Genomic DNA, 25,815 nt, shown 5'->3' with positions numbered 1-25,815 from the left:
CCCGCAGCGTACCGCCGGCAGAGCCCGGACCCGTATAGGTAATTCCTTTACGCATCCCCGGGAAACTGCGCAGCAATTCACGCCCCGCTCCAATTGTTGCCGCCCGGGGGCCGTCGATAGACTGCTTTCAACGGTCCATGCCGTTAGAACCGGCTCCCCCGGCCGGTCCCTTAGCCGGCCCACGCAATCCACCGGAGACAACCATGCTGCATTCCGCTGTGTCGGAAAGCCTCCTCAACCAGCACCCCGGCGTCGCCATGCCATTCGCCGCGCAGACCGAGCCGCGCCAGGCCGAGCTCGATCGCGTGCTGGCCGAAATCCGCGCCCGCCGCGAAGAATTCGATGTAAAGCGGTACGTGCCGCGGGATATGGTAGCCCAGCTGAAGCAACTGGGCGTCTACCGCGCCGCCGTACCGCGCTGCTTCGGCGGCGACGCGTGCTCGCCTTCGGAATTCCTCAGGCTGATCGAAACCATTTCCGAAGCCGACGGCTCCGCCGGCTGGGTGGCCAGCTTCGGCTCGGCACAGGTCTATCTCGCCGCCCTGCCGCGCGAGACCCTCGCACAGCTCTACGCCAACGGACCAGACGTCGCCTTTGCCGGCGGCCTGTTCCCGATCCAGCCAGCCGGGAAGGTGGACGGCGGCTACCGCGTCAATGGCCTGTGGAAGTTCGCCAGCGGCTGCAAGGGCGCGGACATCCTGGGCGTCGGCATCGGCGCCGGCGACGGCGGCAAGCCGCGTACCGCGGTGCTGCGGCCCGAGGACGTGGAAATCGTCGAGAACTGGGAAGTGATCGGCCTGCGCGGCACCGGCAGCCACGACCTGCGCGTCAACGACGTCCTTGTCCCCGACGAGTGGACCTTCGTGCGCGGTGGTCCGCCGACCATCGATGAACCGCTGTACCGCTATCCGTCCATCGCCTACGCCGCGCAGGTACTGGCGGTGGTCAACCTGGGCCTTGCCCGCGCCGCGCTGGATGAAGTGTCGCGCATGGCCGGCGGCCGCACCGGGATCACCGGCGCACCGAAGATGGCCGACCGCGCCTACCTGCGCATTTCGGTCGCCAAGGCCGAAGCCGAACTGCGCTCGGCGCGCGCCTTCTTCTACGACGCCACCGAGTCCGCCTGGGACACGATCCTCAAGGGCGACAACCTCAGCCCCGAACAGACCAGCCTGCTGCGCCTGTCGGCCGTGCAGGCAACCCGCTCCGGCGCCAGCGCCGTGCAGGCGGCCTACCTGCTCGCCGGCACCGCCGCGATCTACGACGGCCACCCGCTGCAGCGCTACTTGCGCGACGCGATGGTCGTCACGCAGCACGCCTTCCTCGGCGAAGGCCTGTATGACGCCGCCGGCGCGGTCAGCCTCGGCGTGCCGCCGATGCCCGGCTACATCTGAAGCGCCGCACGAACCCACACCGACACCGACTGGAGCCAATATGCCGCAACCTGCCCAAAGCCCCCTGCGCGTCCTTTTCTGCATCGGCATCACGCAGAATTTCTTCGACCTGCCAACCGGCCATGGCATCGAAGTGTGGAAGGGATTCAGCGCCATGATGAAGTCGATGGGCGCCATGCCTGGCGTCTCCATCCTCGGCGCCATCGACGACGATCGCCTGATGGTCGGCCCGTCCACCACGTCGCCCTGGACCGTGTACATCATGGCCGATGTGAAGGACTACGACACCGTCGTCGCGGCCTGCAACCTGTTCCGGACGACACCAGTCGGCGAGCACAGCCTGTGGCGCTACGCCAAGATCGAGGCACGCGTTGGCCGCGCGCTCGAGATTCCGGCCGAAGCCGCCTGACGCGGGCCTGACGTCATGACGAAAGCGCAGATCCCCGCAAGCGCCGCGGACACCGGCCGGCGCCTCGCGGCCCTTGAGGCCGAAAGCGCGGCACGCCGCACGCTGTCCCGCTACATGTCGCTGTGCGACGTGCCGGCCCCGGCCGAAGCCCGCGATGGCGAACTGCCGGCGCTGTTCACCGACGACGCGGTGTGGGAAGGCGTGGGCGCGGAGTACGCGTCCGGCTTCGGCCGCCATGCCGGCCCCGCCGCGATCGACGGGTTCCTGCGCAAGTACCTGCCACCCGTACCGCATTTCCAGCGCAATGTGCATTTCCTGACCAGCGAGGCGATGGTCGCGGACGGCGATGTGGTGCGCGGCCACTGGATCATGCAGCAACTGTCGGTCTATGCCGGCGGCAAGACCGAACTGATCTCGGCGCGGCTGGCGGTCGTGTTCGACATCGACAGCGACGGCACCGCACGCATGCGGCATTTCCAGACGGAGCGGCTGTCATGCCAGACGCTGGCGGAGACACGGCCATGACCGCCTTCGTCTCCCGCTTCCGTCTGGGTGGCGATGGGCCCGCCATCGCCATCAAGGATTCGATCGACATTGCCGGCTACCCGACCATCGCGGGCAGCAGGGCACTTAGCGACACCGCGCCGGCTACCGAGCACGCGGACGTAGTCGCGCGGCTCGTCGATGCTGGCTGGTCGATCGTCGGCAAGACCGCGATGCACGAACTGGCGTTCGGCATCTCGGGCATCAACGATTTCGCCGGTACGCCGGTCAATGCGCAAGCGCCGGACCGCATTCCGGGCGGCTCGTCCAGCGGTTCCGCCGCCGCCGTTGCCGCGGGCGAAGTCCGCATCGCGCTGGGTACCGATACCGGTGGCTCGATCCGCATGCCTGCAGCCTGCTGCGGTGTGGCCGGACTGAAGCCGACCTTCGGCCGCGTCAGCCGCCGTGGCGCGCATCCGTCCGAGTCATCGCTCGATTGCGTCGGTCCGTTCGCGGATTCGGTCGAGGGCATCGTGGCCGCCATGGCGGTGATCGCGCCGGACTTCGACTCAGCGCTGGCACGCGATAGCGGCAAGCCCTGGCGCATCGGCCTGCTGGACGACGTGCAGGCCGATCCCGCGATCCTCGAAGCCGTCGCCAGCGCGCTGCGCCAGGCCGGCTTCGACACCCTGCCGGTACGCCTCAATGGCATGGCTGCCGCCTACCACGCCGGCATGCGGGTCATCAACTTCGAGACCTGGGCAGCCTTCGGCCACCTGACCGGCACAGGCGCGCTGCAGCGCGACGTCGAGCAGCGCCTGCTGGCGGCCAGTGCCGTCAGCCGCGACGATGTCCGGCAGGCGGAAGCGGTGCGCCGCGCCTTCACGTCGCAGGTCGACGCCGTGCTCGGCAAGGTGAGCGCCATCGTGCTGCCCACGCTGCCCGAACTGCCGCCAACGCTTGCCGCGGTACGCGCAGGGGCACCAATCCTCGGCCTGACGTCGCTGGTCCGCCCTTTCAACCTGAGCGGCCATCCCGCGCTCACGCTTCCCGTGCCGGTCGCCAGCGTCGCCATCAGGGCGGGCCTGCAGCTGGTGGGCCGCAAGGGCGGGGACGAAGCACTGTGCGCCATCGCATCCCGGATCGAACGCGCCATCGCTGCCGATGGCGCCTCCCAATGACCTCACGGAGAGCTAGCATGTGTTCCCACGACAACTACCAGCCAGTGACGTTCACGGTCAAGCCTGAGCGCCTGGTGCAGGACGACCGCGTTGACGGCTCGATGTACTACGATCCGGCGCTGTTCGAGACTGAACTCGACCGCATCTTCTACAAGACCTGGGTCTGGGTCGCGCACGAAAGCGAGATCCGCAACCCCGGCGACTTCCGCACCACGAAGATCGGCCGCCAGCCCGTCATTGTCGTGCGCGACAAGACCGGCGCCATCCGCGTGCTCGAGAACCGCTGCCGTCATCGCGGCGCCACAGTGTGCGAGAAATCCAAAGGCAATGCCACGGGCTTCACCTGCCCGTACCACAGCTGGTCCTATGCCCTGGACGGCAAGCTGCGCGCCTTGCCCTATCCGGACGGCTACGAGGACATCCTCGACAAGTCCGAACTGCCGCTGCGCTCGCTGCGCGTGGATAGCTACGCCGGCATGGTGTTCGCCAGCTTCAACCAGGACGTGGAACCGCTGAGCGACTACCTCGGCGAAGCCAGGCACTGGATCGACCTGTTCATGAAGCAAGGCGCGGGCTACCCGATCAAGACCCAGGGCGAGCACAAGTTCACGTTCCGCGGCAACTGGAAGATCCAGCTCGAGAACACCACCGACGGCTATCACTTCCCGATCGTGCACAAGTCGTGGATGTCGTCGGTCGATGAAGAGACCTCCGAGATGCTGTCGTTCATGACCGACGAGAAGGCCGTCACCCATGCGCTCGGCAATGGGCACAGCGTGATGGTGATGGTGCCCGAGCATGTGGATCTCGACCAGGACGATGGCACGGAACAACTTCAGGAACGCTTCGCTCACGTCACCGAGGCGCTGTCGAAGGAGATGCCGCCCGAGCAGGTCCGCCGCATCGTCCGCTCGCTGCACGGCGCCGGTTTCAACCTGAACCTGTTCCCCAACGTGGCGATGTCGATGGCGTTCTTCCGCGTGCTGCATCCGGTGTCGGCCACCGAGACCGAGATCCGCCACGTTGCGCTGGGCATGGACGGTGGCCCCGAGATCGCCAACCGCGAGCGCCTGCGCATCCATGAGCACTTCCAGGGCCCGTTCGGCTTCGGCAGCCCGGACGACGCCGAAGCCTGGGAGCGTGTGCAGCGCGGCTCGTACGCCGGCAAGAACGTGCCGATCCTGGTCAACCGCGGCCTGAACCGCGAAATCGTTGCCGAAAACGGCGACAAGATCTCGCACGCCACCGACGAAGGCGGCATGCGCGAAGCCTATCGGATGTGGAAAAGGATGATGAGCGATGAATAAAGCCAACGAACTGACCCTGGTCGCGCCCTCGCTGCAACTGGCCGCCGAATTCATCTGGCGCGAGGCCGAGTTGCTGGACCGCAAGGACTATCAGCAATGGGCCGGCCTGTGGAGCGAGACTGGCCACTACGTCATCCCCATCGATCCGGAGACCGCCGATTTCGATGCCGCGCTGAACTACGCTTATGACGACGCACGCATGCGCTCGATGCGCATCGAGCGCCTGACGTCCGGCCACTCGGTTTCGGCCGTGGATGCCGCGCGCACGGTGCGTACCGTATCGCGCTTCACCGAGGTGTCGAGCGAGGCTGATGTCATCGAGGTGCGCTCAGCGCAGATCCTGGTCGCCTACAAGCGCGAGCACCACACGCTGTTCGCGGCGGACCTGACGCACCGCCTGCGCTTCACGCAGGCCGGCATCCGCCTCGAACAGAAGGTGGTCCGCCTGATCAACTCGACCGACAGCCTCAACGCTCTCGGCTTCCTGCTTTAAGGAGACGCGATGAAGCGAGTTGCCCTGATCACCGGCGGTGCGCGCGGCCTTGGCGAGGTCATCGCCCGCCGCATGCATGCGGCCGGCTACCGTGTAGCCATCGGCGACCTCAATGCGCAAGACGCCGCAGCGGTGGCGCATTCGCTGGATCCCACGGGCGAGACCGCGCTGGCGCTCGCCCTCGACGTGACCGAGAAAGCCGCGTTCGAGTCGGCCAAGGCCGCGCTGGAGGAATGCTGGGGCGGTACCGACGTGCTGGTCAACAACGCTGGCAAGTCGCAGGTGTCGGGGCTGATGGACATCAGCCCCGAGGAGTTCGACCAGGTAGTGGCCATCAACCTGCGCGGCACCTTTGTCGGCTCGCAGGTGTTCGGCGCGCACTTCGCGGCGAGGGGCTTCGGCCGCATCGTCAACATCGGCTCGCTGGCCGGCCAGAACGGCGGCACGGCGACTGGCGCGCACTACGCGGCGGCCAAGGGCGGCGTGGGCGTGCTGACCAAGATCTTCGCGCGTGAACTGGCGCCGCAGGGCGTGACGGTGAACTGCGTGTCGCCCGGCCCGCTCGACCTGCCGATCGTCCACGAGACCGTTCCGCGTGAACGCCTGGAGGCGATCTGCAAGACGATCCCGGTCCGGCGGCTGGGGTCGCCGGAGTATGTGGCGGATGTGGTGCTGCTGCTGGCCGCTGACTCCGCGGGCGCGGTCACCGGCGCCAACTGGGATGCGAACGGCGGCCTCTTGATGCGCTAGGCGTCCAAGGCATCCGCGCGTCTCAGTCTGAATCAAGATAGTCGTTCTGGAAGGGTAGTCATGTTGAAAGTCAGAGTCGAAAAGGTTGTGGAAGAGGCGGTCGGCATCCGCTCGTTCCGTCTCGTGCCCTGTGATGGCGCAGCGCTCGCCCCTTACGAGCCAGGTGCCCACGTGGATGTGCTCGGGCCGACCGGCTTCACGCGCCAGTATTCGCTATGCAGCCCGCCCGATGATGCGTCCGGCTACCTGATCGCGGTGAAGCGGGAAGACGCGTCGCGCGGTGGCTCCGCAGCCCTGCACGACATGGTGCAGGAAGGCGCGGAGCTGGCGATCAGCGCCCCGCGCAACCTGTTCAGCCTGGCACCGCAAGCGAGCCAGTACCTGCTGTTTGCCGCCGGTATCGGCATCACTCCGCTGTTGAGCATGGCTTACCAGCTCAATCGCGGGGGGCGCCCCTATCACCTGCACTACTTCGCCCGCTCGCGCGAGCACGCCGCCTTCCTGCGGCTGCTGGAATCCGCGCCGTTCGACGGCAAGGTGACGCTGCACATTGGCGTGGACCGCGATACGCTGGGCCAGGTGCTGACCGACTGCATGGCGGGAGCCAGCGCGGGCACGCTGGCCTATACCTGTGGCCCGTCCGCCTTCATGGCGCGCGTGGTCGAGGAGGGCGAACGCGTGCTTGGCCCCGACAACGTCCACCTGGAGCACTTCCAGGCCGATCCGTTGGCGGCCGGCCTGCCCGCTGGCGCATTCGAGGCCGAGCTGGCGCAGAGCGGCAAGGTCATCGTCGTCCCGGACGGCACGACGCTGGTCGACGCGCTGATCGCCGCTGGCTGCGAAATCGATACCGAATGCCGCGAAGGCATCTGCGGCACGTGCGTGGTGCCCGTGCTCGATGGCGAGCCGGATCACCGCGACAACTGCCTATCGAAGAAAGAGAAGGCCTCCAACAAGCAGATCTGTGCCTGCGTGTCGCGTGCGCGCACGGCACGGATCGTACTGGACCTGTAGTACCCATCCCCACTGCCCCTCCCGGGCGCAACACAACAAGGAGACAAAGCATGGCTGAAATGAATGCCGCCCAGTTGCTCGAGCTGGTCAACAGCCGCCGCCTCGGCGATGAGGGCGACGAGCGCGTGCGCGCCATTACCGCCCGCATCGTCGGCGACCTGTTCCGCACCATCGATGAATTCGACGTCCAGCCGGACGAGTTCTGGAACGCCGTCAAGTGGCTGACCCGCCTGGGCCAGGCCGACATGGTCGGCCTCATCACCGCCGGCCTCGGCTTTGACCGCCTGCTCGACATCCGCCTGGACGAAGCCGACCAGGCCGCCGAACGCATCGCCGGCACGCCGCGCGCGATCGAAGGTCCGCTCTACGTGCCCGGGGCGCCGCTGTCGGAGAATGAAGTCCGCCTTGACGCCGGCAACGAAGACAAGGGTGCCCCGTTCGTCATGGAAGGCCAGGTGCTCGACACCGAAGGCCGCCCGGTCCCGCACGCCCTGGTCGACGTCTGGCACTGCAATGAATTCGGCCGCTACTCGCACTTCGACCCCTCGCAGCCCGACTACAACCTGCGCCGCCGCATCCAGGCCGACGAGGCGGGCCGCTACCGCTTCCGCAGCTTCCTGCCGCCCGGCTACGCGATTCCGCCGGCCAGCCCCGTGTCCGAGCTGTTCGCACTGCTGGGCCGCCACGGCAACCGTCCGGCGCACATCCACTTCCTCGTATCGGGCGAAGGCAAGCGCGCGCTGACCACGCAAGTCAACATTCCCGGCGACACGTTCATCGATGACGACTTCGCTTTCGCCACGCGAGACGGGCTTGTGGTGGAATTGCAGCAGGTACAGGATCCGGCCGGCTATGAATCTCTGGGCCTGACGGGTCCGTTCACCCGCGTCCAGTTCAACTTCCGCCTGCAGGAAGCGGCCAGCGACCGGGAGACCATCGCGGCTAGCCGGTACGAAACCGAGCTCTGCTGACGCTTCACGGGGAGACGGCCGCGTGGCCGCCTCCCTCTTGCGGTGGCGGTCCCTGCGGCGCCGTGCAGAGAGCCGGATCGGATTTCGCCCCCCGGCGCAGCGGCGGTTTATAGCAATAGCCGGTACATCAGCTGCGTCGCGACCTGCATGAGGCGGCTTCCAATGTCGGAAATCGTGGATTCAAAGCCGAACACTGTTATCAGGCCATAGAAGGTCGCCCCCAGCAGGGCAAAGGACAGCATGCTGGTCTTCACGTTTTCGCTCACAACGCCCCCTCGCAAATTGCCGTATCAGGTCAGAATCCCCCCGACATAGCCGCAGCGAGTAGCAGCGTTTTTTATTATCTGGACCCGTCTAATTCTTTATAGACCGCGTGACGTGCGAGGAGGGGTTCATTGTGTGTGGCATCCCGCACACAATGCGGTTGGCAATGTACGGGACCGCCCCGAGATTTTCAGGATAACGGACCGGAAGCGAACCACCGGCATGGACCGCGTGGACCGCGAGGGGCTTCAGACCGCCCTGCCGAAGCCATCCGCTGCCCAGCGGGCGGCGCGCTCGCGTGTCAGCCGAAAGTCAGGCCGCACCTTGACGGTGGCAACCACATCCCCGAAGGAATCCACGGCCGTGAGCGTGCCGTAAGGCTCGAATTCATCAGGGGTGACAACAAGCCTGATCGTCAGCGCTCCCGATTCGGTCTCGATATTGCACTGCTTGTTGAGCTGCGCATGCAGCTGCTGCTCGTGCCGACGGATGACTTCGGCCGCTGTCTTGACCAGCGTCTGGTGGGCAGTGGCATCTAGCGGCTTCGGATCGACCTTGTTGCGTCCCATGGTCCAGGGGCCGACCAGGGCAGGCTCGGCGCTGCCGTCGCGGATCATCTCGACCGCCCAGCCGTCGCCATCCTCGTTCTTGATCACCCGGGCCGTCCAGCCCTTGTCTCGCCAGAGTCGAGGCTCGTGGATGGTTGAGGATTCCTGCTCCGAAAGAGCGTCGTCGGTATCGTGCATTAACTTCGTCGCGCTGGCCGCGAAAGACTTCCATGTCTTGCATCGACTCCAACCGCGCCGGAATTGCCGGAATACGCAGTCGGTCAATGCGGCATGAAACGAATTGAACCCGAGGGTCCGATGCACGGTTCCGCGGCACCGGGACCTGGGCGCTGACCATGCGCCCGTCTGGCGTCAATCGGCTGGTTGGTGAAATACCAACCAGCCGGGGCAAGGATCAGGCCGAAGCTTGCGGCGTCGCAGCAACCGCCTTCGGAGCCGCCGCCTTCTTCACCGCGGCGCGCTTCGGCGCAGCGGACTTGGCTGCGGCCTTCTTCGCGGCGGGTTTCGCGGCTGCCTTGACGGGCGCGGCCTTCTTCGGGGCTGCCTTCTTTGGCGCAGCCTTCGTGGCGGCGGTCTTGCGCGTTGCCTTACCGGCGCTGCCGGCCTTTGCCTTCTTTGCCGCGAGTTTTTCCTTGGCGGCCTGCTTCTCGAAACGCAGCGCGGACTTTGCGGCTTCCGTAGCTTGCGCGACTTCACGCTTTGCCACTTCGATGGCCTTCTTCGTGTCCGCACGCAGTTTCAGTAGGCGCTTCTTCGCAGCCTGCGCCTCACGTGCGAGCACGCTGGCCTTCCGCTTCGGCGCAGCCACTTTCTTTGCGGCAGGCTTGCCCTTGGCGACTGCATTCTTCGGAGCGGCGGCTTTGGTTGCTACGACCATGTTAATAACCCGTTAGTTGTGGAGCGCGGAGTATAACCGCTGGAGCGATCCATCCTGTACCGGCTTTAATCATTGGCTGATTCTCGAAGGACCCGGACGCTCCGCAAAACCGGGGGTCCCTCATCGGACGATCAGTTCTTTTTCACGAAAATTCGGCGAAATCCCGCCAACTTCAGCAAGCGTCTGAAGTAACGATCGGCATTCACGGCCGTGAGGTATATTCCATGCTTCGATAACACGCAAGTAGTCGGCATGGCCAAGAAATCGATTCGGGTATCGCATGTCGGGATTCCCGGTGACCTGAGTGTCCTGAAACTCAAGGGCTATCTGAGATCCGCACTGGCGGAAGTGGCGCAAGCGACCGGCGAGGACGAAATCCTGCTGGTCAAGGTGCTGGTGCCACGGCCACTGGGCCTGCGAGCCGGGGAAAAGCTGTTCGACAAGGTCTTGCAGGGGATCGTAGATAAGGATCCACGCGTAAATCGGGTGTCGGTCGAGTTTGTCGACGGCGAGGTTACGCCTGAGAAAATCGCCGAAAGCCAGGCGCGAACACAAAAGGAAATTGACGCGTACGGGCACTTGCTCGAGGACTCCACGGACGACGAACAACCTGGTCACACCGCATAGCGATGCCTGCAGACATCATCAAGCGTTCGGCGGAACTCCACGCCGCAGCCGTCTCCTGCATGAGCCGGTCGGAGCCGACCGACCATCCGCGGGTGATTTCCGCGTACCAGTGCGCCCTGATGTCAGTCGAGCATGCCGCCGGTGCCGTTGCCTTGCTTACCATCGGCATGCCAAACGCTGCGATGGCCCTGTTCCGGCCGCAGTTCGAGACGCTGATTCGCGGCGTCTGGCTGCTGGAGGCGGCAGACGAGAAATGGGTACGGCAGTACCATAAGCCGCTGTCGGAGGAGTCGGCACGTGCGGCAGACAAGGCGCCAGGGGTGAAGCGCATGTTCGACGAGCTGCTCAAGCTCGAGGATCCACGCGTCAAGGGCATCGTAGCGCATCTCGACGAGTACCGGGCGCAGTCCTTGCGCGCCTTGAACAGCTTCACGCATGGGGGCATGCATCCCATGGCCAGGTCCGGTACCGGATACCCTGTGGCTCTGGTCGACAACGTGGTTCGTTGTGCAAACGGCCTGGTTTGCTATGCGGCGCAGATGGCGGCACTGGTCTCAACGGACGCGCAAGCGAACATGGCCCGGGTCCGCACGCTCCATCAGGACTTTCTGGATTGCCTGCCTGGCATGAAGGACGCAGCGTAACGGGTGCTGTGGAAGCCTCCAGCACGCGGATACGCTTCTACTGGGAATTATTCCCCAACTGCAGGAAACCGCCCACGTCGAATCTGTATCGCCCTTGCGCCCAGCCAGAGGAAAAGAGCAGAAGATTCTTATCGTAGTAGCCAAGCGACGACCACAGGCGCTCAATATCACTTTCCATCTGTGCCCGCAGCCTAACTGCTAACCGGTCGTGTCCGGCGGCGACCAGGAACGGATAGATGGCCGCAGAGAACCCGGCCGGCCCCTCCCCAAACACTTCCCCCGTTTGCACGTTCACATAATGTGGCACCCTGCCGCTGGCAGCGAAGGCCTTCGCCATGCCGCCGAGCGAGGCGAGCAGTTCAGAGAATGACGGATCCTCGGGATTCAGCATGCCGGCCCAGAGATAGGTCCGGATTGCGTCATAACCGCCGGTCGGACCCTTGGCTGGTTCAACGGAAAAGCCCACGCCTTCCCTGAAGCGGTACCAGTCCGGGGCATAGCCGGCGGGCGCACTGCGGACTAGCAGGCTTACCTGGTTGGCGGCGACCGACTGCCAGGGCCCGTCCGGCTGCCGGCTGGCGAGGCGGCGCAGCACCTGGACCGGCGCATAGCTCGGGTTCAGCAGGTAGGTCCTCTCGCCAAGACGGAATCCGCTTTTACCCGGGATCAGCATGAAGCCCCCGTCGGCCAGGCGTGCCATCTCGCTGGACCGGATGGCGGCGAGCAGCTCCGTGCCAAGCTGCTGGCAGGCCGGACGCTCCCACAATCGTGCCGCCTCCAGCAGCGAGTAAGCGATCCAGAGTTCCGCATCGCTGGCGGAATTGCTGTCGATGATGCCCCAGGTGCCGTCCTTGCGCTGACCCCACAGCCATGCGGGCGGCTCCGCGCGGTTGGTCCAGAGCTGATTCAGTGTCCAGTCCAGTATGGTGTCGAAGCGGACTCTGTCGTTGGCAACCAGCGCGAAGAACAACGCATAGGCCTGCCCTTCCGATGTCGTACGGGCCTCACGGCTGTGCTCGATGACCCGCCCGTCAGCACTGATGGTTTCACTTGCATAGCGATCCCAGAGGCCCCACGATGCCTGAGAGGCCGCGCGGACGAACGGCATATGACACCCGATGCCTGCGGACAAGGCCATGGTGCCCGCGATCCAGCGGCGTCGGCTACGGTTCATGCGCGCCCTCTCCCATAAACGCCTCGCTCTAGAACGCCTTGCTCAACTCCAGCCCGCCATAGAATGCCCGGGCCTGCCCGCTGGTCTTCTTGACGCCTGTGTAAAAGCCCAGCATGAGCGTATCGGTGACCTTGATACCGGTCAGCACGACGCCCCCCTGGACCGCGCGATAGTCGGGATCTCCGTGCCCGATCGCCTCGAGACCCAGCGACATGCTGCCTGCAATGCGCCTGAGCAATCGTCCCCTCGCCCAGAAGGACGCGGGGCCGATGGTATAGGTGCCAATCCCGTTGAACGCCCAACGCTGGGCGAACTGCCACTCACCCTGCACGCCAAGTACCAGCCCCAGCCGATGGCTTTCGGCACGTACGTCGACCCCCGGCGGGCTGACGTCATTGTGACGATAGCGCAAGCCGGCCGAAGCCTCGACCCAGCCCGCGTCCGATGCCGATTTTATACCCAGGGCCGCCTCGATCGCCTGCCCCTTGACCACCACATCGGTCCCGTTGGACGGGTACCCGTACTGATAGTCACTCAGCATCAGCCTTTGCGTAAGGTATTGGGGCGGGAGAAAGGAAGAGGCAAGCCCGAGGTACTCATACCGCTCCCCACGCTCCGCAAAGGACGCACCACCAAAAAGCAGTGGCGGCGCCGCCGCAGCCAGAGCCGCGCCCGTCGTCTGCGCACCGGCCACAACCAGGATCATGGCGGCCCGCCGCCAGACCAGCCGCTTACCAGCAGGTTCGTCGCTGCGCATGGGTTAGTCCTATTGCTGCCGCGGTTGCAGCGCCGGTGCGGCTGGCGCTGCGTTGTAGAGATGGATCGCCCCGGTGGGGGTTTCCAGCATTCCCGCCGGGCTCAGGCTGATATGCTGCTCCGATTGCCGCCCCGCGATACGCTGGCGCAGCACGGTATCCGCGCGCACGTCGAATGCCACGCCGCTCGCGATCATCGAGAGCGCCTGTCCGCTCTGGCCTTTCGCGTAGGCGACGGCAATCGGCAGGGCGGCGCCGTTCCCCTGCTGCGAGACCAGCCCAGGCTCCCAGATCTGGTCGCTGGCCGGCAGGCTGGCATCGCGCCGCAGCGCCCTCGCCAGGCGCGCCAATGGCGCGTCCTGCCTTTCCCGGAGCCGGCCCATCTCGAACTGGAGACTGCTGCCGAACAGGAACATGTCAAGCGTGCGCCGCGCCTCCGGGGACGCCCACTGCAGATGCAGTTCGATCAGGCAGTCGTTTTGTCCGTCAGCATCGCGCCGGGACGTGAAGGTGGCGGCCGCGTTGCAGCGCACCACGGCGTTGGGCAGGTGCACTTCCACATCGATATTGGCCTCGCGCGGCAGCGACGGCACAACTTCGCCACGGTAGAGTGCACTGCTTGCCGACAGGTCTACGGTCAGTCCAAAGAACGACTGGTTCTGCATGGTCAGCGTCAACGGAATGCGCAGCGGAAAGCGATATTCCCCGCTGGGCCGCCTGCCGATACGGAGACTGAAGCGCGCGAGCAGGACAGCCGTCCAGACCGTCACGCATGCCCAGAATATCGAGATGATCCCGGCACCCAGTGGAATCTGTTCCTGCGTCATGCGCGCAATGCCTGCCGGAATGCTGGCGAAATTCAGCACGCCGACTCCCAGCGACGGGGCCAGCCACAGCCACGTCCTGCCGCGTTTGGTGATGTCCTTGCAGGTCACGGAGAACGATACCGTCCTGCGGAACAGTCCCGTAATGGTCAACATGAACGCAAAGAAGCGCGCCATGCCGTATTGCTCGTTGAGGAGAAAGGAGACATAGCCCCTGCCCAGTTCCAGGAAGACCAGCAGGGAAGCCAGGTAGTAGACGGAAAAGATTGCGAAGAAGGTCCACGTGGAACCGATGATCGGCAGCATCCCGAAGCCCAGTACCGCTGGCGGCGTCAGGAAAAAGACGAGCTTCTGCCATCCCTCGAAATAGATCAGCATGGAAGCCAGGTAATTCAGCCGCTGCGCAAGGCTCAGGCCGCGGCTGAAGACAACGCCTTCGCACCGCAGCACCTGCATGGCGCCCGTGCCCCAGCGTATCCGCTGGCTGAGGTAGGTATCAATATTGTGTGGCGCGAGGCCGTACGCGAGCGACTCTGCATGGTAAACGGAGCGGAACCCCTTCTTGTGGAGCCTGATCGAGGTGTGGATATCCTCGGTCACGGTATCAATCGCAAAGCCGCCGACGACTTCGAGGGCGGACCTGCGCAGCACCACGCAGCTGCCACAGAGGAAGCTGGCGTTCCACGTGTCCTTGCCGCGCTGGATCACCTTGTAAAACACCGACTGCTCGCTCCAGACCGCCTCGCCTGCAACGCGATGGCTAAACGCATCAACGTTGTAAAAATCCTGCGGCGTCTGCACGAACGCCACATCGGGATCGGTGAAGTATCCGAGCGTCTTGGACAGGAAATCCTTGCGGGGCGCGTGATCCGTATCGAAGACAGCGACGAATTCGCCGCGGCTGTATAGCAGCGCATGATTGAGGTTGCCGGCCTTGCCGTTTGCATTCACGGCACGCGCGAGATACTTGCAGTCGAGCCCGGCCGCGAGCTTGCGCATTTCGTCGCGGTTGCCGTCATCGAGCAACCACGTCACATGGGGATACTGGATGTTTTTGGCGGCCAGTAGTGTCCTGCGCACGAGTTCCACAGATTCGTCATAGGTAGGCACAAAGACATCGACGCTGGCACCGCTCAACGGCGGAGGCGCCTCGCGTACGCTCAGCCGGAAAGTCATCATCACGTAGAACAGGCCGTTCACGAATCCGAACAACTCCGCGGTGTACAAGGCCACCGACAGTGCCATCGCTTCCGGGTTGAACGTGCCGCTTCTCCATACGAAGTAGACGACCCCGCTGATGATGTAAGCGGCAACCAGGATTTGGACAGACCGTGTTGGCCTTTCCAGCGCAAAGCGGGCGTTGAGTCCCGGAACATTTGCCGACGCGTGGTCATCTGCCTCTGCCGCCATCACGTATGCGCTCCAGCCATCCGCGGCGCCAAGCCGTAGCCTTGCGGCCGACGCGGATCGTTTCAAGATTGACTTCTTCTTATGGCGTGGACGGGACCGGTCTGCGTGACCGAACGTGCCTGGCAATCCGTTGCACAAGCAACGGCATTGACATGCGATATGACGATTAGCCCATCTTCCCGATGGCATGGCCCGGTAGCCTGAGGTCATGGCTAAGTTCATCGTGGACAGGGGCCGGACTCATCAGCAACGAGAGTAGAAAAGGACGGGAGGCGCGGACGTCGGTGAATGTTGGCTACCGCACGCAAACCGCGCATAACGGGGTAGTCGTCCTTTTTGTGCCGAATCTTACGGTTTCCCCGCAAAGCCTTTCTTCACAAGGCGCTCGGGGCAAAGCAGTCAATTGGCTGCTGCCCTCAAGTGACTTCGGGAGTACTGTGTCCGCCCGCGATTTCGGATCGTGTCACCTGGATGGGGGCGTAAGATGCCGGGCTTGGGATTTCGCTATGTGGGAAAAGGCAGCTTGGCTTCTCGATTGCCGGAATTCGATGTCGAATACTATTTCGCGCTGACCGACAGCGACATCGCCGCAATCAACTAGAAATTCGCCGTGCTGGCCGTGCCGGAGCCGCCGTCCAGCTGGCATTTCTGCGCGCAAGTGGATGTACCCTTGACCAACTGAACACACTTCCCGTCAGCTCTTGCGATCTTTTTCTGCCGCCCAAGCATCACATCTCTCCTTGGGGAAGAATGATCTAAGCGGAACGTTCGCATGCCCGTGCACCACGGCCTAAGCTTTGCCAACTCATTGCCCACCCATATAGCGCTATGCATCCGAACAAAATCATTGATGGGCCAAGCAGGAACGACAGGAGAGGCAGACATAGCAATGACCAGCGGCACATGACATAAACATGCAGCATGAGCTGCAATGGCACCGCGACAACAACGAAGGTAAGCGTCATCATGGTCAGGCCTATTTTCCTCGACCAGGAAAAGTCAAAAATGTAGTAGACGAGGGCATGGGCCCATGGCAGCAGTAACAGAAAGCTGACGGCCGTTTTCAATCCATTGTCAACATAGCCGCTTGCGGTGTACGGGAAGCGCTCAGGCACGACGCCAAAGAAAATCAGCGCCGTGACCTGGATGAAGACGGCGAACAGCAGGAGGTAGCGCAGCGGCAGGTATTTGTCGGACAGGCGCAGGGCTACGAGACACACTAGAATCGTTAGTGCGGCCGCAACGAGCCATGTCACCCCATCCGGTAAGGATGCCACTACCTCAACATGGGGCAGAGGCATATCGAACCATGCCATCGAAGTCAGGTGCTCGGAGACGACACCGGCGATTTCAAGGCGTTTAAGCCAAAAGCCGAAGATAGCCGTCCACGCGGTGCTAAGCGGAATGCGCAGTTGCCATTCGACCACGTTGAACAAGACAGGAATCAGCACGATACCAGCGAGCGTTGTCGATGAAAGCGTTAGATGACCTAGGGAGCGATGGCGCGCAACGCTAAGCACGGTGCGGCCGAGAGCCTCTCCTTTGTCGGGCGCTGCGGGGGATTGGTGAGATTGTTGCGTCACCGCTAAAACTCAACAAAGATACTCGCCTCGGCTTGCTTGCGGTTGTAAGAAGGGTTTTCATAGTAGATTGCGCGCAGATTGAACCCCCACCGCTTAGTGATCCATCTACGCCAGTTCAAGCTGGCTTCGTGACTGGTAAAGTCACTCAGCACGGTCTGCGCACCGGTCAACTGGTATGCTTCATTCCCGCCGTCATATTTCAGCGTGATGTACTGTTCCTTATCACGGCCATACGTCACCGCAATCATCCCGCGATTGGAGCGGACATTCCCGGGGTCGCTTCGATTGAATCGCCCGAGAACCTGGACAATCCAAGGGCCGTCGAAGTAATAGGTCGCGCCCAACAGCAGCGTCTTGTCGTTATAGATTTCCTTTGCTTTGTAATAAGTGAAGCCAACGCTCGCCACCAGGTTCCGCTTATCTAGAAATTTGCGGAACAGCATCCCATCGACCCTGTACTTCGGTAGGAAAAAGCCGCCGGAACTGGTACCTCCACTCAGGAATGCATACCAGTCGTCATTGAAGGTTCTTGTATAGCCCAAGCCAAAGAAAGTGCCATCGTCGCCGAAATGGCTCTGATGGCTGATTTCCCCGGTCACGTAATCCTTCGGCGTCAGATGCACCCCTCCACGCAGGAACTGGTCGTTCCAGTCGGGGTTGTTTCCCGTGAGATTGGCGTGCCCGATGCCGCCTTCGATGAAGCCTGTCATGAGCGGCACGTAAACGCGCGGCCCGGTGGCTTCCTGCTCGGCTCGGGCATTTGTCGCCGCGCCTAACATCAGCGCGCCGAGCATCGTCAGCGCCCAACCGCTTAGGTAACCGGGGTGCTTTCCCATTCTTATTCCTTAGCTATATGGCTCTTACCGGTAGGCCTCCATCGCAGCCTTGCCCATTGCTTCCATCAAACTCTAGACCATGCTTCGCTGCTGCTTGGAGACCCACCCCAGCGGCTAGCGACACCGTACTCCCGCTGGCACGGGCGCCAGCGCCCGTTCGGGGGTGAGCCTTGCCTCAAATGACTGGTAGAGCGCCTCTTCCAAAACGTTCCAGTGCGTCCCATGCCGGAACTGAACGGAGCGTGCCCGCCAGCAGGTTATTGCATCCTGGTCTCCCATCTTATCGGCCACCAGAGCCACCAGGCCCCAGGGGAAGTCCGTCTCCGTGTTCTGCAGCCAGACAAACCGGTGCTTCTGCATCCAGGCCAGGTAACTGGCGTCTGGCGACTGGCTTTCAGGATGGATCCCCGCCAGAATCGGGAATATCTGCGCGACCGTATCCGGATAGAACTCGATCTTGTCACGCGCCTGGGTGCTGACCAGGTAGCCGCGTGCCGGCTGCCAGAACACCCGCAGGATGGCCCGGTCGAGTTGCGTGGCCTTGCGCATCCAGAACGCAGCAGCTTCCATGTCATGCCTGGTTTGCAGGTATTTGCTCACCGCCTTGTAGGCACTGGATATCTCGACGTTATCCATCATGAGTGCCACGGGCAGGTCGGCAGCAATGAAATAGACCCCTCGCTGCCGGTCACGCAAAGTGTCGAGATGGCGGCTGGCCTTGTCGAAACTCTCTTTCCATTCTGCCGGCATGCCTTCCGGCGGTGCGAACCGAACTAGGGTTTCCATCCACGTTGCGAGCATCGCGTCATCTGCATCCGCCCGGCGACAAGCGACAAAGCGCTGACTCTTTAGGCAGTAGCGCTCGAACCTTCCATCGCTGCGTTGTCGTGGCAACAACCAATCGATCCATTGGCGCGCAGCCACATCCGCGTCCAGCCCGACGTCCTTTGCGGCCAGCAGCGCCTTCGTGGCGAAGTATGGGTCAATCGAATTTCCGCCGAAGTAGGTAGTAATGGCACCGTCCGATCCCTGGTAGCCGGTGAGACGCAGCTCCGCTGCTTGGCTGGACTGACAAAGTATGGCGATGGCCATCAGAAAGGCAAAAAGGATTCTATTCATGCTCGTCGCAATGTGATGCCATATTGGCCCACACCACCCTCCCGTGATCATCCGCACTCACCGTGCCATGCACAGTTGTGCCAATACATATGCACACTTCCGGTGCCACCAGCGACGTCGGTCTCGAAAGGAGGCCGATCAGGCAATTTTCGGACACATTGATCGATTGCTCCGCGGTAACGGGACCCATGATGGCGCAGGACCTCGCGATGGAAAGCGCGCCACCGCACATCAGTGCTCCATCGATCCGGGCGTACCTCCCGAGCGAGATGGAACCGGTAGCCTTAACGCTGCCCATTATCCAGGCCCCAGTACCAATCCAAAGATCGCCGTGGACGATCAGGTTTCCCTCATAATGGATGTTGGAGGGGAAGGTATAGTCATGTTCGACGATCCAGCGTCCATCGTCGCGAAACGGCATCTTATTGGCCCGGTCCATCTGGTCCTTCCCCGTTGCGCGCGCGCCACTGGTGCTGGCGCTATATTTGGCAGCGCGTTTAGCCTCTTCGCCAAAGTAGATCGATCCGGCTGTCAACGAGGAGAAGTCACACTCTTTCTCAATGAGGATCGCCTGCTGCGCGAGCAGCGGACCCAGAAGGCGGCAGCGAGATTGGATATGCGCGCTTCGCGCATAGGCCCAGCGTTGTAGGACACTACCGTGGCGGAGCAGCATGTCCCCTTCGGTCATCACCGTCAGGAGCCGATTCCCTAGCCCGCTGCTGAGTGAGTGTGTCGCGTACAGTTCGCGCGTGAATGTGAAATCATCGGGCAAAATCAGGCTGCCCTTGGTGGCAAGCACGCGCCAGCACGTCCGCAACCCTATCTCAGCGGGGGCCGGGTCCCAGCATTCCATGACTTGTAGCACCTGACCAGGGGCGCGGTCCGTCTTTACCGCATTGCCCTCCCCCGGTGCGTCCAGCATCGCTCTGAACTCGGCAGCTACCGAGGCCACATCCAGTGTGTGATCGGCATCGATGGGTAGCGGAGCAATATCTAAGCGGCGCTTCCATTCCATGATCGCAGGGACTAACGGAAGACTGAAAACCAACGTGGTGAGGGCAGCCAGCATAATTGGCCACATGATCTCAACTTCCTTGTCGATATCGCGTTGTCTTGTCCCAGCGGAATTCTCGGCGCAGGAGCACGTCCGTGAACATTTGATCGAATATGGCTCGCGAGATGGAAAAAACGCTAACAAGGAAACCGAAATAGTTCAGGGGCAGCAGCCGGATTCGCTCCCGACCACCGTCAAGGTAAACGGCTGCGGCAATTTCGAAGAACGCCGCGAAATTGCCGAGAGTTCCATAGGACATCAGAGCTAGCAATACAAGGGTGCCCTGAATTGGGAAGCCGCTCGTATAGAACAAGAGGATCGTGAGCACCCACCCTATCAGCAAGATAGGAGCCATCGAGTAGATGGCCAGTAGCGCTACGCCGTCCAGCTTCTCGACCAGCCCGTGGCCCTGACAGGTCGCCATCCGACGAACGTGGCGATAGAACGCCTGATTGTGCCCTTTCGTCCATCGCATGATCTGCCTGTTCCGGACTGACCATGCTTCGGGCACCTCCTCATAGCATTCGCACCAGTTCTGATAGATCGTCTTCCAATTCCCCAATAGAAGGCGGTAAGTGAGATCGGTGTCTTCAGCAAGCACGTCGTCGTGCCACCCCCCGACACTGCGCAACGCCGACAGCCTGATGCCGCCCACCGTGCCGCCGTACTGCGGCACAAGCCCGAGGTTCATGCGAGCTTGCTGGTCCACCTGGTAGCCACCAGAACGTTCCAGATCCAGTAGTCTGGTGAGCAGGTTGCTGCCGAGGTTCAATGGCACAACACGGCCCATGGTTGCCCCAACTTCGGGGTCGAAGAATGGCGCCACAAGCTGCTTGAGCAGGCCAACAGGCGGTAGGTAGTCAGCATCGAAGACAACAACGATATCCGTGCCGACAGTCTCGCAAGCATCCTTGAGCGCGGCAGCTTTTCCGGGCTTTCCCCCCGTTCGGTGGAACGGGATGATCCGGCCGGGATGCTTGGCAACGACTTCATCAATAATCTCGCGCGTCCGGTCGCTCGAGCGATCATTCACGGGCGTGATCGTGAGGCGGTCCGCCGGGTAATCCGCCCGCAGCAGGCATTCGAGTGATCCGGCGATGACGGCTTCTTCATTGTGAGCTGCCACCAGCACCGTCAACGGGGGCCAGTCGGCAACGTCGATATCGAGGTAAGGGTGCCTCTGGCGGCCGAACAGCCGGTTCAGAGTGAAGACATAGTGCCTTACTGCATAGAACGCGACGAGGAGGATGATCAGGAACAACAGGCCGGTCAGCGCGCTGACAGCCACGTCGCCGATCCTGGCGCCGTCCACCAGCTTGCCAACGGAGCGATCGCTCGCAGGCGCGGCTACCGAGCCGTCGCTCTCCCCCTCAAGATCTTCTGGTTGCAGCAGCCGGGGGCCCATCTGCGCCACCGTCTGCACTGGTTCCGCGGAGACGGGATCGCTGCGCCCAGCCTCGCGCGAGGTTCGACCGGCCTCGATGGCACGCGCATCTACCGCACCCGGCGAGGCTAGAGCAGCGCCTGCGAGTAGCGCTCCCTGCAGCAGAATGGAACGAAGCGATGGAGGCATGACCGTGGCTTGAAGGTGGTTGTTCCACGAGCCCCCGGGCGAATGGAATTGACGCCTGGGGGATCGCGCTGCGGCACCGCGGCACTATAAGACGTCAATGCTTGCCGCTGGTGAATGCCAGAGACGTGCCGGCACCCGCTGTTATCAGCCAGTTCGTCAAGTCCCACGTCACCGTTGCAACGCCTTGTGTCACGACTGGCTGGTTGTAAGCGGCTTTCGGCAGAACCCAGGTCAGGTCGGTCAGCCCGGCTGCATTGGTCGCCTGGAACGACCACGCATTGCCGGTGTCGGTCGCCTGCCAGGCGGTCTGCTGGCGACGTTGCCCGAACTTGGCCAGATCATCCATGGTGTACCAGTTGAACTGTCCAACCGTGTGGAGCGTAGTGGCCTGGGTGAAGATGGAATTGAGAACTCCGTGGTAGGCGGAGGCGCCGAGTGGATGCATATAGATGAGCCGGCTAGTGCGGTTCTTCACCACGAAGTTAGTCAACTGACTGTACCAATTGCTGACGCTGGAGGTTGGCACACTAAATTGCTGAAACTCCTCGAAGGTCGCGTAGAGGCCGAATGGCATGACCGGGAACGCGCGAATTGTCTGATTAAGCAATGCACCATTGCGGTAACTGCGCGTGGGCGCCATACCAGTATGGCCGGTGAAGTAGTATCCGGTGTTGCCGTTGGCTTCCAGCCAGTCGATCGACCACTGCGGTGTATTCCCTTCCGGAGCCGCGTACTCGACAGTGGGCTGCTGGGTCACGGCCTCAACGCTTTGTTTATTGAGCACAAGGTATTGCGTGAAGGTTGACGCATTGGTTTCACTGGCGTTGGCGCCCCAATAGTCGTGGATCCAGCCGCCATGGTTGCCAATGTGATGCCCTTTGCCCAGCAGATATTGCACGAGCTGCTGCGCGGTGGTGTTCCGCGACAGATTGATCCCGAGGCCATCGCCAAAGGCGGCCTGGTCCGGTCCGGCAGTGATCGCCACTGAGAACGGGCCATTATTGAAAATCCCCCAGCTCTGGAGTTTCAAGGCCGGGGCGATCTCGTCGCCGGCGCAAAAATGGAAGTTAAGCACTAAACCCCCTACAGCCTTAGGCTGCGCAGACAGTCGCGGCATGCGCATCATCGTTTCGCCGAAATAGCGCACGAATCCGTGCATAGCCATACCGTCCGTTTGCCCCTTCAGGTAGGTAAGCGGAAGGTTGACAAAGAGCACCTGCCCGGCACCATACGGGCGCAGACCGGCTACCAGGCCGAAGTTGGGCGAAGTCAGCATAGTGGTCCCCGAGTAAGTGCCTTGCGTCACGTAACTCGGGTAAGTCAAGAAGCCATATACATAGCCTGATATGCCTTCGATTGGATTCGTCGACGTTGTCGTCGTCCACGCCATGGACTTGCCCGGCGGGACCTGGATGGCGCGCAAAGTGCTGCTCAGCCCGGTGACCGGACCGAGCCCGATCATGTTGCCAAGCAACTGGTCATAGAGCACGTAGTCAACCCCAGCCAGATTGCTGAACCGGCTTTTTTGGGGCGCGTAGAACCCGGTGGTTGTCAAAGCGCCGAAGTCATATACCAGCATGACGTTGCCGCCCTGATTCGTGTAGTTTTGGATCGCCGTGACCAGGTCGTCGCTGGCATTCGGGTGCGACAGATCCGGCAGGATCATGCCCGGAAACTGCGTGGGGGTGACGCCCTGAATCACTTGCGTGTCAGTAACTAAGGTAATCTGAAGCCCCTCCTCCAGCGCTGCGTCGAGCCAGGCAGCAATGTGCGGGTCGGACTGGTTGAAATTGTCAGGCACCACCAATGCAATCTGGTTGGTGGCGGCACGGGTGAGTGCCGGTGCCGACAGAACCAGCGAAAGGAGGGCTACGACGCTGATTCGCTGCAGCACGGAACAGAGTTTTTGGAACACGATCGCCTCCAAAGCGCGAAGGAATAAATCGGGACTGGCCGGGGATCAAGTCCTGCGCACCAAACGGGGCACGCGCACCTCCGACCATTGGTTCAACTGCAGGCGGATTTACGAGCTAGCCTCAGTTTGGACCAGGGACAGGCGCGGGCGTGTAGGAACCCGATTTGACCTTGGGCCCGACTACGGCCTTTTGCGGCATCGTCTTCGTCAGCTTGTCCCTCCGCGCCTGGAACTTGGCGGGCGGATCGCCCTCGATATCGACGTCGAACTGCCTGCCATGGTCATAGCCATTTACGCCCCCTGGATTTGACGGGCTGGCCGGGAGATAGAGTATTGGCCCGGACATTACCGCTGCCGCTTCTGCCGACAGCGTGTCGGCACGCGCTGGCCCTTCGGCCCATGTGCTGGCGAGCAGCATCGCTGCCGCTAAGGTTGCAAGCTTCATGATTCACTCCTCCAGATTCCGGCGTTACTGGGTACGTGGATAGCGCGCGGGTCAGTGTGCATTGGTGCCTGCGGCACGCGAGCGAAGGCGGCGGTACACATCGTTGTCACGGGTGCCTGCAAGGCGTTGACAATGCGCTCACTCGCATGCCCATCCCCAAAGGGATTGTGGGCACGCGACATACAGGCATACTCGTCGGGATCGCGAAGTAACAGCTCGACACCCGCAACGATCCGGTCCATGTCAGTCCCCACCAGTCGCGCAGTGCCGGCGGCCACGGCTTCAGGACGCTCCGTCGTTTCGCGCGTGACTAGCACCGGCTTGCCAAGCGCCGGTGCCTCTTCCTGAATCCCGCCGGAGTCCGTGACGATCAGGTACGCGGCCGACATCAGAAACACGAACGGCAGGTATTCCTGCGGCTCAATTAGGTGGATGCTGGGGTGATCGTTCAAGATGGCGTTCACCGGTTCTCGCACCCTTGGATTCAGGTGGACCGGGTAGACGATCTGGATGTCTTCATTACGGTCGGCAAGCCTGCGCAATGCTTTGCAGAATCGCTCGAATGGCTCACCCAAGTTCTCGCGGCGGTGCCCTGTCACCAATACCATCCGTCGAGCCTCGTCCAGGAACGGATAATTGCCTGACAACCTAACGCGCATATTGGCATCCGCGTCGATCCGCTGCTTGACCTGAAGCAAGGCGTCAATGCCGGTATTGCCAGTCAGCCTGACCCGAATCGGGTTGACGCCTTCGCGCAGCAACGAGTCCCGCGCCTGCTGCGTAGGCGCAAAATGCCACGACGCAATGATGTCCGTCACGCGCCGATTCATCTCTTCAGGCCAGGGTGCGCTCATATCGCCGGTACGCAATCCCGCCTCGACATGACCTACGGCCACGTTCCGGTAGAACGCGGCAAGAGTAGCTGCCAATGTGGTCGTAGTATCGCCGTGAACGAGCATCGTATCGGGCAAGAACTCGTCAAGTACCGCATGCACGCCGGTCAGCACCCTGGTCGTGATATCCGAAAGGCTCTGCCCCTTACTGATAACGTTGAGGTCAAAATCCGGGACGATTTTGAAGAGGTGAAGCACTTGGTCCAGCATTTGCCGGTGCTGGCCGGTAACACACACCCGCACATCGAAGGCCGGCGAACCGCGCAACCGGTGAATCAGCGGCGCCATTTTGATTGCTTCAGGACGGGTCCCGAATACCGCGAGAACTTTCTGCATACTGACGCCTTTCTTGGTGTTGGTAGGCCCGTACTCGTGGGCTGATCACAGGTCTTCCCTGCATGCCAAGAACTTTCCGCTTCCACCGCGCAACGGCGGCGGAAGCTACCTTATAGCGACGGTTGTGCCACGCGTTCATAAGTCCTTGATTCGAAGGGAATCACGGCGCCTTTGCCGGGCGACAGGTGTATTCGCCGCCCAATTGGTTGCAATGGTGTTACAAGTGACAAAATTGCTGCGGCGCATCCTTTCCGAGGCCAAATCGGCGAGGCGGCGGATAAATCTGCACTCCAGTAATGGGATTTGACGGGGGTTGGCATATTCGCCCGCCCCTTGGAGTAGCACGTCAACTCGATTCGTCGTCACCATCTGTAAATGTGCGATATAGCCAAGGTAAGGGCGTAAATTGGCACTGCACCCATCCGTTTAACTGAGTTGCGCTGAACGGGGCGGATCCTAAATGGGTGAAGAATGGGACCTTCGAGATAAGCCGAGTGGATAGGTGTCCTCTTAGGACCGCGGAAGTGAAGAGAGGGTCAACCGTTTGGCGGGTCCTTTTGCGACCGCCCGAAAAGTTCCCCAACCAGCGAGATCTGTTACAACGATGAAAATCAGTACACTCTCACGTAAACAGAATTCAATTCACTCGCATATGGACCGCACGAGCTCGGGACGAGACGGACCGGTCACCTGCGGTTTATTTGAGTACTAAATGCATCACAACGCCCTCGCGCAATCAATTTGAAAAATTAATCAGTATTGGGCAGGCCAGATAGTTTGGCGCAGGATCTCCCGGTGTTAACCGTCAGCGGAAACTGTCTGGCGAGGCGAGAGCGCCGGATGGCGGCTACACGGTATATGGGAGTGAAGCGGTGTCCGGACAACGAGATGGCGTTGGCCGGTGCACAAGGCAAG

At 62.2% G+C, this 25,815-nt stretch carries 25 protein-coding genes and 1 pseudogene; 12 read left to right on the top strand and 14 right to left on the bottom strand.

Annotated elements, in window-relative coordinates; all coding sequences use genetic code 11:
- Positions 1 to 203 precede the first annotated feature (203 nt).
- The 9 genes from AC3FNH_RS07305 to AC3FNH_RS07265 all read left to right on the top strand — a co-directional run bounded on the left by AC3FNH_RS07305 (position 204) and on the right by AC3FNH_RS07265 (position 8,002).
- A complete protein-coding gene (locus tag AC3FNH_RS07305; RefSeq protein ID WP_488719556.1) occupies positions 204 to 1,394 on the top strand; it encodes an acyl-CoA dehydrogenase family protein in 1,191 nt (396 codons plus the stop codon).
- Between the two features lie 40 nt (positions 1,395 to 1,434).
- A complete protein-coding gene (locus AC3FNH_RS07300; protein WP_276101449.1) occupies positions 1,435 to 1,803 on the top strand; it encodes a hypothetical protein in 369 nt (122 codons plus the stop codon).
- Positions 1,804 to 1,818: 15 nt separating this feature from the next.
- Entirely contained in the window at positions 1,819 to 2,328 is a 510-nt protein-coding gene (locus AC3FNH_RS07295; protein ID WP_488719555.1) for a nuclear transport factor 2 family protein, read from the top strand.
- Positions 2,325 to 3,467: an amidase gene (locus tag AC3FNH_RS07290; protein WP_488719554.1), complete on the top strand. Its 1,143-nt coding sequence runs from the start codon at positions 2,325 to 2,327 to the stop codon at positions 3,465 to 3,467. The genes AC3FNH_RS07295 and AC3FNH_RS07290 overlap by 4 nt, the downstream gene beginning before the upstream one ends.
- Before the next feature lie 17 nt (positions 3,468 to 3,484).
- Positions 3,485 to 4,774, top strand: coding sequence for an aromatic ring-hydroxylating oxygenase subunit alpha (locus tag AC3FNH_RS07285; RefSeq protein WP_276101446.1), 1,290 nt, complete (start codon positions 3,485 to 3,487; stop codon positions 4,772 to 4,774).
- Complete coding sequence (locus AC3FNH_RS07280; protein WP_488719553.1) at positions 4,767 to 5,267, top strand: aromatic-ring-hydroxylating dioxygenase subunit beta; 501 nt, start codon at positions 4,767 to 4,769, stop codon at positions 5,265 to 5,267. The genes AC3FNH_RS07285 and AC3FNH_RS07280 overlap by 8 nt, the downstream gene beginning before the upstream one ends.
- 9 nt (positions 5,268 to 5,276) lie before the next feature.
- Entirely contained in the window at positions 5,277 to 6,017 is a 741-nt protein-coding gene (locus tag AC3FNH_RS07275) for an SDR family NAD(P)-dependent oxidoreductase (protein WP_488719552.1), read from the top strand.
- Between the two features lie 63 nt (positions 6,018 to 6,080).
- The gene (locus AC3FNH_RS07270) at positions 6,081 to 7,031 is read left to right on the top strand and encodes a PDR/VanB family oxidoreductase (RefSeq protein WP_488719611.1); all 951 of its coding nucleotides are present in this window, start codon (positions 6,081 to 6,083) and stop codon (positions 7,029 to 7,031) included.
- Between the two features lie 50 nt (positions 7,032 to 7,081).
- The gene (locus AC3FNH_RS07265; RefSeq protein ID WP_488719551.1) at positions 7,082 to 8,002 is read left to right on the top strand and encodes a dioxygenase family protein; all 921 of its coding nucleotides are present in this window, start codon (positions 7,082 to 7,084) and stop codon (positions 8,000 to 8,002) included.
- 107 nt (positions 8,003 to 8,109) lie between these two features.
- Here AC3FNH_RS07265 and AC3FNH_RS07260 read toward each other — a convergent pair whose 3' ends face one another.
- The 3 genes from AC3FNH_RS07260 to AC3FNH_RS07250 all read right to left on the bottom strand — a co-directional run bounded on the left by AC3FNH_RS07260 (position 8,110) and on the right by AC3FNH_RS07250 (position 9,712).
- A complete protein-coding gene (locus tag AC3FNH_RS07260) occupies positions 8,110 to 8,256 on the bottom strand; it encodes a hypothetical protein (protein ID WP_488719550.1) in 147 nt (48 codons plus the stop codon).
- Positions 8,257 to 8,514: 258 nt separating this feature from the next.
- Positions 8,515 to 9,012 (bottom strand): hypothetical protein, encoded by a 498-nt coding sequence (locus AC3FNH_RS07255; RefSeq protein ID WP_488719549.1) that lies wholly within the window; start codon positions 9,010 to 9,012, stop codon positions 8,515 to 8,517.
- Positions 9,013 to 9,229: 217 nt separating this feature from the next.
- Positions 9,230 to 9,712 (bottom strand): fumarate hydratase, encoded by a 483-nt coding sequence (locus tag AC3FNH_RS07250; RefSeq protein WP_488719548.1) that lies wholly within the window; start codon positions 9,710 to 9,712, stop codon positions 9,230 to 9,232.
- 252 nt (positions 9,713 to 9,964) lie between these two features.
- Between AC3FNH_RS07250 and AC3FNH_RS07245 the strand changes: the two genes are divergently transcribed.
- Both AC3FNH_RS07245 and AC3FNH_RS07240 read left to right on the top strand, forming a co-directional pair.
- On the top strand, positions 9,965 to 10,339 hold the full coding sequence (locus AC3FNH_RS07245; RefSeq protein ID WP_488719547.1) for a hypothetical protein: 375 nt from the start codon (positions 9,965 to 9,967) through the stop codon (positions 10,337 to 10,339).
- Positions 10,340 to 10,398: 59 nt separating this feature from the next.
- The gene (locus AC3FNH_RS07240) at positions 10,399 to 10,983 is read left to right on the top strand and encodes a DUF6988 family protein (RefSeq protein WP_488719546.1); all 585 of its coding nucleotides are present in this window, start codon (positions 10,399 to 10,401) and stop codon (positions 10,981 to 10,983) included.
- Positions 10,984 to 11,020: 37 nt separating this feature from the next.
- On the opposite strand, the gene bcsZ is transcribed toward AC3FNH_RS07240, so the two are convergent.
- Genes bcsZ through AC3FNH_RS07225 form a run of 3 tightly spaced genes read right to left on the bottom strand, consistent with a single transcriptional unit; the run spans position 11,021 to position 15,356 of the window.
- On the bottom strand, positions 11,021 to 12,157 hold the full coding sequence (bcsZ, locus tag AC3FNH_RS07235; RefSeq protein ID WP_488719545.1) for a cellulose synthase complex periplasmic endoglucanase BcsZ: 1,137 nt from the start codon (positions 12,155 to 12,157) through the stop codon (positions 11,021 to 11,023).
- A gap of 28 nt (positions 12,158 to 12,185) precedes the next feature.
- Complete coding sequence (gene bcsS / locus AC3FNH_RS07230) at positions 12,186 to 12,914, bottom strand: cellulose biosynthesis protein BcsS (protein ID WP_488719544.1); 729 nt, start codon at positions 12,912 to 12,914, stop codon at positions 12,186 to 12,188.
- A gap of 9 nt (positions 12,915 to 12,923) precedes the next feature.
- The gene (locus AC3FNH_RS07225) at positions 12,924 to 15,356 is read right to left on the bottom strand and encodes a glycosyltransferase (RefSeq protein ID WP_488719543.1); all 2,433 of its coding nucleotides are present in this window, start codon (positions 15,354 to 15,356) and stop codon (positions 12,924 to 12,926) included.
- A gap of 274 nt (positions 15,357 to 15,630) precedes the next feature.
- Here AC3FNH_RS07225 and AC3FNH_RS07220 point away from each other — a divergent pair.
- A pseudogene (locus AC3FNH_RS07220) lies at positions 15,631 to 15,839 on the top strand (DUF4158 domain-containing protein); the annotation flags it as partial.
- 62 nt (positions 15,840 to 15,901) lie between these two features.
- Here the strand turns inward: AC3FNH_RS07220 and AC3FNH_RS07215 are convergent.
- The 8 genes from AC3FNH_RS07215 to wecB form a co-directional block, all read right to left on the bottom strand.
- Positions 15,902 to 16,597, bottom strand: a complete 696-nt coding sequence (locus AC3FNH_RS07215; protein WP_488719542.1) for a hypothetical protein — start codon at positions 16,595 to 16,597, stop codon at positions 15,902 to 15,904.
- A 134-nt stretch (positions 16,598 to 16,731) separates the two neighbouring features.
- A complete protein-coding gene (locus tag AC3FNH_RS07210) occupies positions 16,732 to 17,565 on the bottom strand; it encodes a YaiO family outer membrane beta-barrel protein (RefSeq protein ID WP_488719541.1) in 834 nt (277 codons plus the stop codon).
- 114 nt (positions 17,566 to 17,679) lie between these two features.
- On the bottom strand, positions 17,680 to 18,684 hold the full coding sequence (locus AC3FNH_RS07205) for a hypothetical protein (RefSeq protein ID WP_276101432.1): 1,005 nt from the start codon (positions 18,682 to 18,684) through the stop codon (positions 17,680 to 17,682).
- Entirely contained in the window at positions 18,677 to 19,765 is a 1,089-nt protein-coding gene (locus tag AC3FNH_RS07200; protein ID WP_488719540.1) for a polymer-forming cytoskeletal protein, read from the bottom strand. The genes AC3FNH_RS07205 and AC3FNH_RS07200 overlap by 8 nt, the downstream gene beginning before the upstream one ends.
- Before the next feature lie 4 nt (positions 19,766 to 19,769).
- The gene (locus AC3FNH_RS07195; RefSeq protein WP_488719539.1) at positions 19,770 to 21,311 is read right to left on the bottom strand and encodes a glycosyltransferase family 2 protein; all 1,542 of its coding nucleotides are present in this window, start codon (positions 21,309 to 21,311) and stop codon (positions 19,770 to 19,772) included.
- A 94-nt stretch (positions 21,312 to 21,405) separates the two neighbouring features.
- Positions 21,406 to 23,169 (bottom strand): polysaccharide deacetylase family protein, encoded by a 1,764-nt coding sequence (locus AC3FNH_RS07190; protein ID WP_488719610.1) that lies wholly within the window; start codon positions 23,167 to 23,169, stop codon positions 21,406 to 21,408.
- Positions 23,170 to 23,347: 178 nt separating this feature from the next.
- A complete protein-coding gene (locus AC3FNH_RS07185; RefSeq protein WP_488719538.1) occupies positions 23,348 to 23,671 on the bottom strand; it encodes a hypothetical protein in 324 nt (107 codons plus the stop codon).
- Positions 23,668 to 24,900, bottom strand: a complete 1,233-nt coding sequence (gene wecB, locus AC3FNH_RS07180) for a non-hydrolyzing UDP-N-acetylglucosamine 2-epimerase (protein WP_488719537.1) — start codon at positions 24,898 to 24,900, stop codon at positions 23,668 to 23,670. The genes AC3FNH_RS07185 and wecB overlap by 4 nt, the downstream gene beginning before the upstream one ends.
- Between the last annotated feature and the right edge of the window lie 915 nt (positions 24,901 to 25,815).

The sequence above is a fragment of the Cupriavidus sp. 22TCCZM01-5 genome, assembly GCF_057798915.1.
This window is presented reverse-complemented; position numbering and strand designations above follow the sequence as displayed.

Excerpts from the sequence above, each read along its gene's own strand:
- AC3FNH_RS07290 (WP_488719554.1), top strand. The coding sequence starts at position 2,325 with ATGACCGCCTTCGTCTCCCGCTTCCGTCTGGGTGGCGATGGGCCCGCC.
- AC3FNH_RS07245 (WP_488719547.1), top strand. The coding sequence starts at position 9,965 with ATGGCCAAGAAATCGATTCGGGTATCGCATGTCGGGATTCCCGGTGAC.
- AC3FNH_RS07275 (WP_488719552.1), top strand. The coding sequence starts at position 5,277 with ATGAAGCGAGTTGCCCTGATCACCGGCGGTGCGCGCGGCCTTGGCGAG.
- AC3FNH_RS07305 (WP_488719556.1), top strand. The coding sequence starts at position 204 with ATGCTGCATTCCGCTGTGTCGGAAAGCCTCCTCAACCAGCACCCCGGC.
- AC3FNH_RS07265 (WP_488719551.1), top strand. The coding sequence starts at position 7,082 with ATGGCTGAAATGAATGCCGCCCAGTTGCTCGAGCTGGTCAACAGCCGC.
- AC3FNH_RS07250 (WP_488719548.1), bottom strand. The coding sequence starts at position 9,712 with ATGGTCGTAGCAACCAAAGCCGCCGCTCCGAAGAATGCAGTCGCCAAG.
- AC3FNH_RS07285 (WP_276101446.1), top strand. The coding sequence starts at position 3,485 with ATGTGTTCCCACGACAACTACCAGCCAGTGACGTTCACGGTCAAGCCT.
- AC3FNH_RS07225 (WP_488719543.1), bottom strand. The coding sequence starts at position 15,356 with ATGACCTCAGGCTACCGGGCCATGCCATCGGGAAGATGGGCTAATCGT.
- bcsS (WP_488719544.1), bottom strand. The coding sequence starts at position 12,914 with ATGCGCAGCGACGAACCTGCTGGTAAGCGGCTGGTCTGGCGGCGGGCC.
- AC3FNH_RS07200 (WP_488719540.1), bottom strand. The coding sequence starts at position 19,765 with ATGTGGCCAATTATGCTGGCTGCCCTCACCACGTTGGTTTTCAGTCTT.
- AC3FNH_RS07205 (WP_276101432.1), bottom strand. The coding sequence starts at position 18,684 with ATGAATAGAATCCTTTTTGCCTTTCTGATGGCCATCGCCATACTTTGT.
- wecB (WP_488719537.1), bottom strand. The coding sequence starts at position 24,900 with ATGCAGAAAGTTCTCGCGGTATTCGGGACCCGTCCTGAAGCAATCAAA.
- AC3FNH_RS07185 (WP_488719538.1), bottom strand. The coding sequence starts at position 23,671 with ATGAAGCTTGCAACCTTAGCGGCAGCGATGCTGCTCGCCAGCACATGG.
- AC3FNH_RS07300 (WP_276101449.1), top strand. The coding sequence starts at position 1,435 with ATGCCGCAACCTGCCCAAAGCCCCCTGCGCGTCCTTTTCTGCATCGGC.
- AC3FNH_RS07255 (WP_488719549.1), bottom strand. The coding sequence starts at position 9,012 with ATGCACGATACCGACGACGCTCTTTCGGAGCAGGAATCCTCAACCATC.
- AC3FNH_RS07295 (WP_488719555.1), top strand. The coding sequence starts at position 1,819 with ATGACGAAAGCGCAGATCCCCGCAAGCGCCGCGGACACCGGCCGGCGC.
- AC3FNH_RS07210 (WP_488719541.1), bottom strand. The coding sequence starts at position 17,565 with ATGGGAAAGCACCCCGGTTACCTAAGCGGTTGGGCGCTGACGATGCTC.
- AC3FNH_RS07240 (WP_488719546.1), top strand. The coding sequence starts at position 10,399 with ATGAGCCGGTCGGAGCCGACCGACCATCCGCGGGTGATTTCCGCGTAC.
- AC3FNH_RS07280 (WP_488719553.1), top strand. The coding sequence starts at position 4,767 with ATGAATAAAGCCAACGAACTGACCCTGGTCGCGCCCTCGCTGCAACTG.
- bcsZ (WP_488719545.1), bottom strand. The coding sequence starts at position 12,157 with ATGAACCGTAGCCGACGCCGCTGGATCGCGGGCACCATGGCCTTGTCC.
- AC3FNH_RS07195 (WP_488719539.1), bottom strand. The coding sequence starts at position 21,311 with ATGCCTCCATCGCTTCGTTCCATTCTGCTGCAGGGAGCGCTACTCGCA.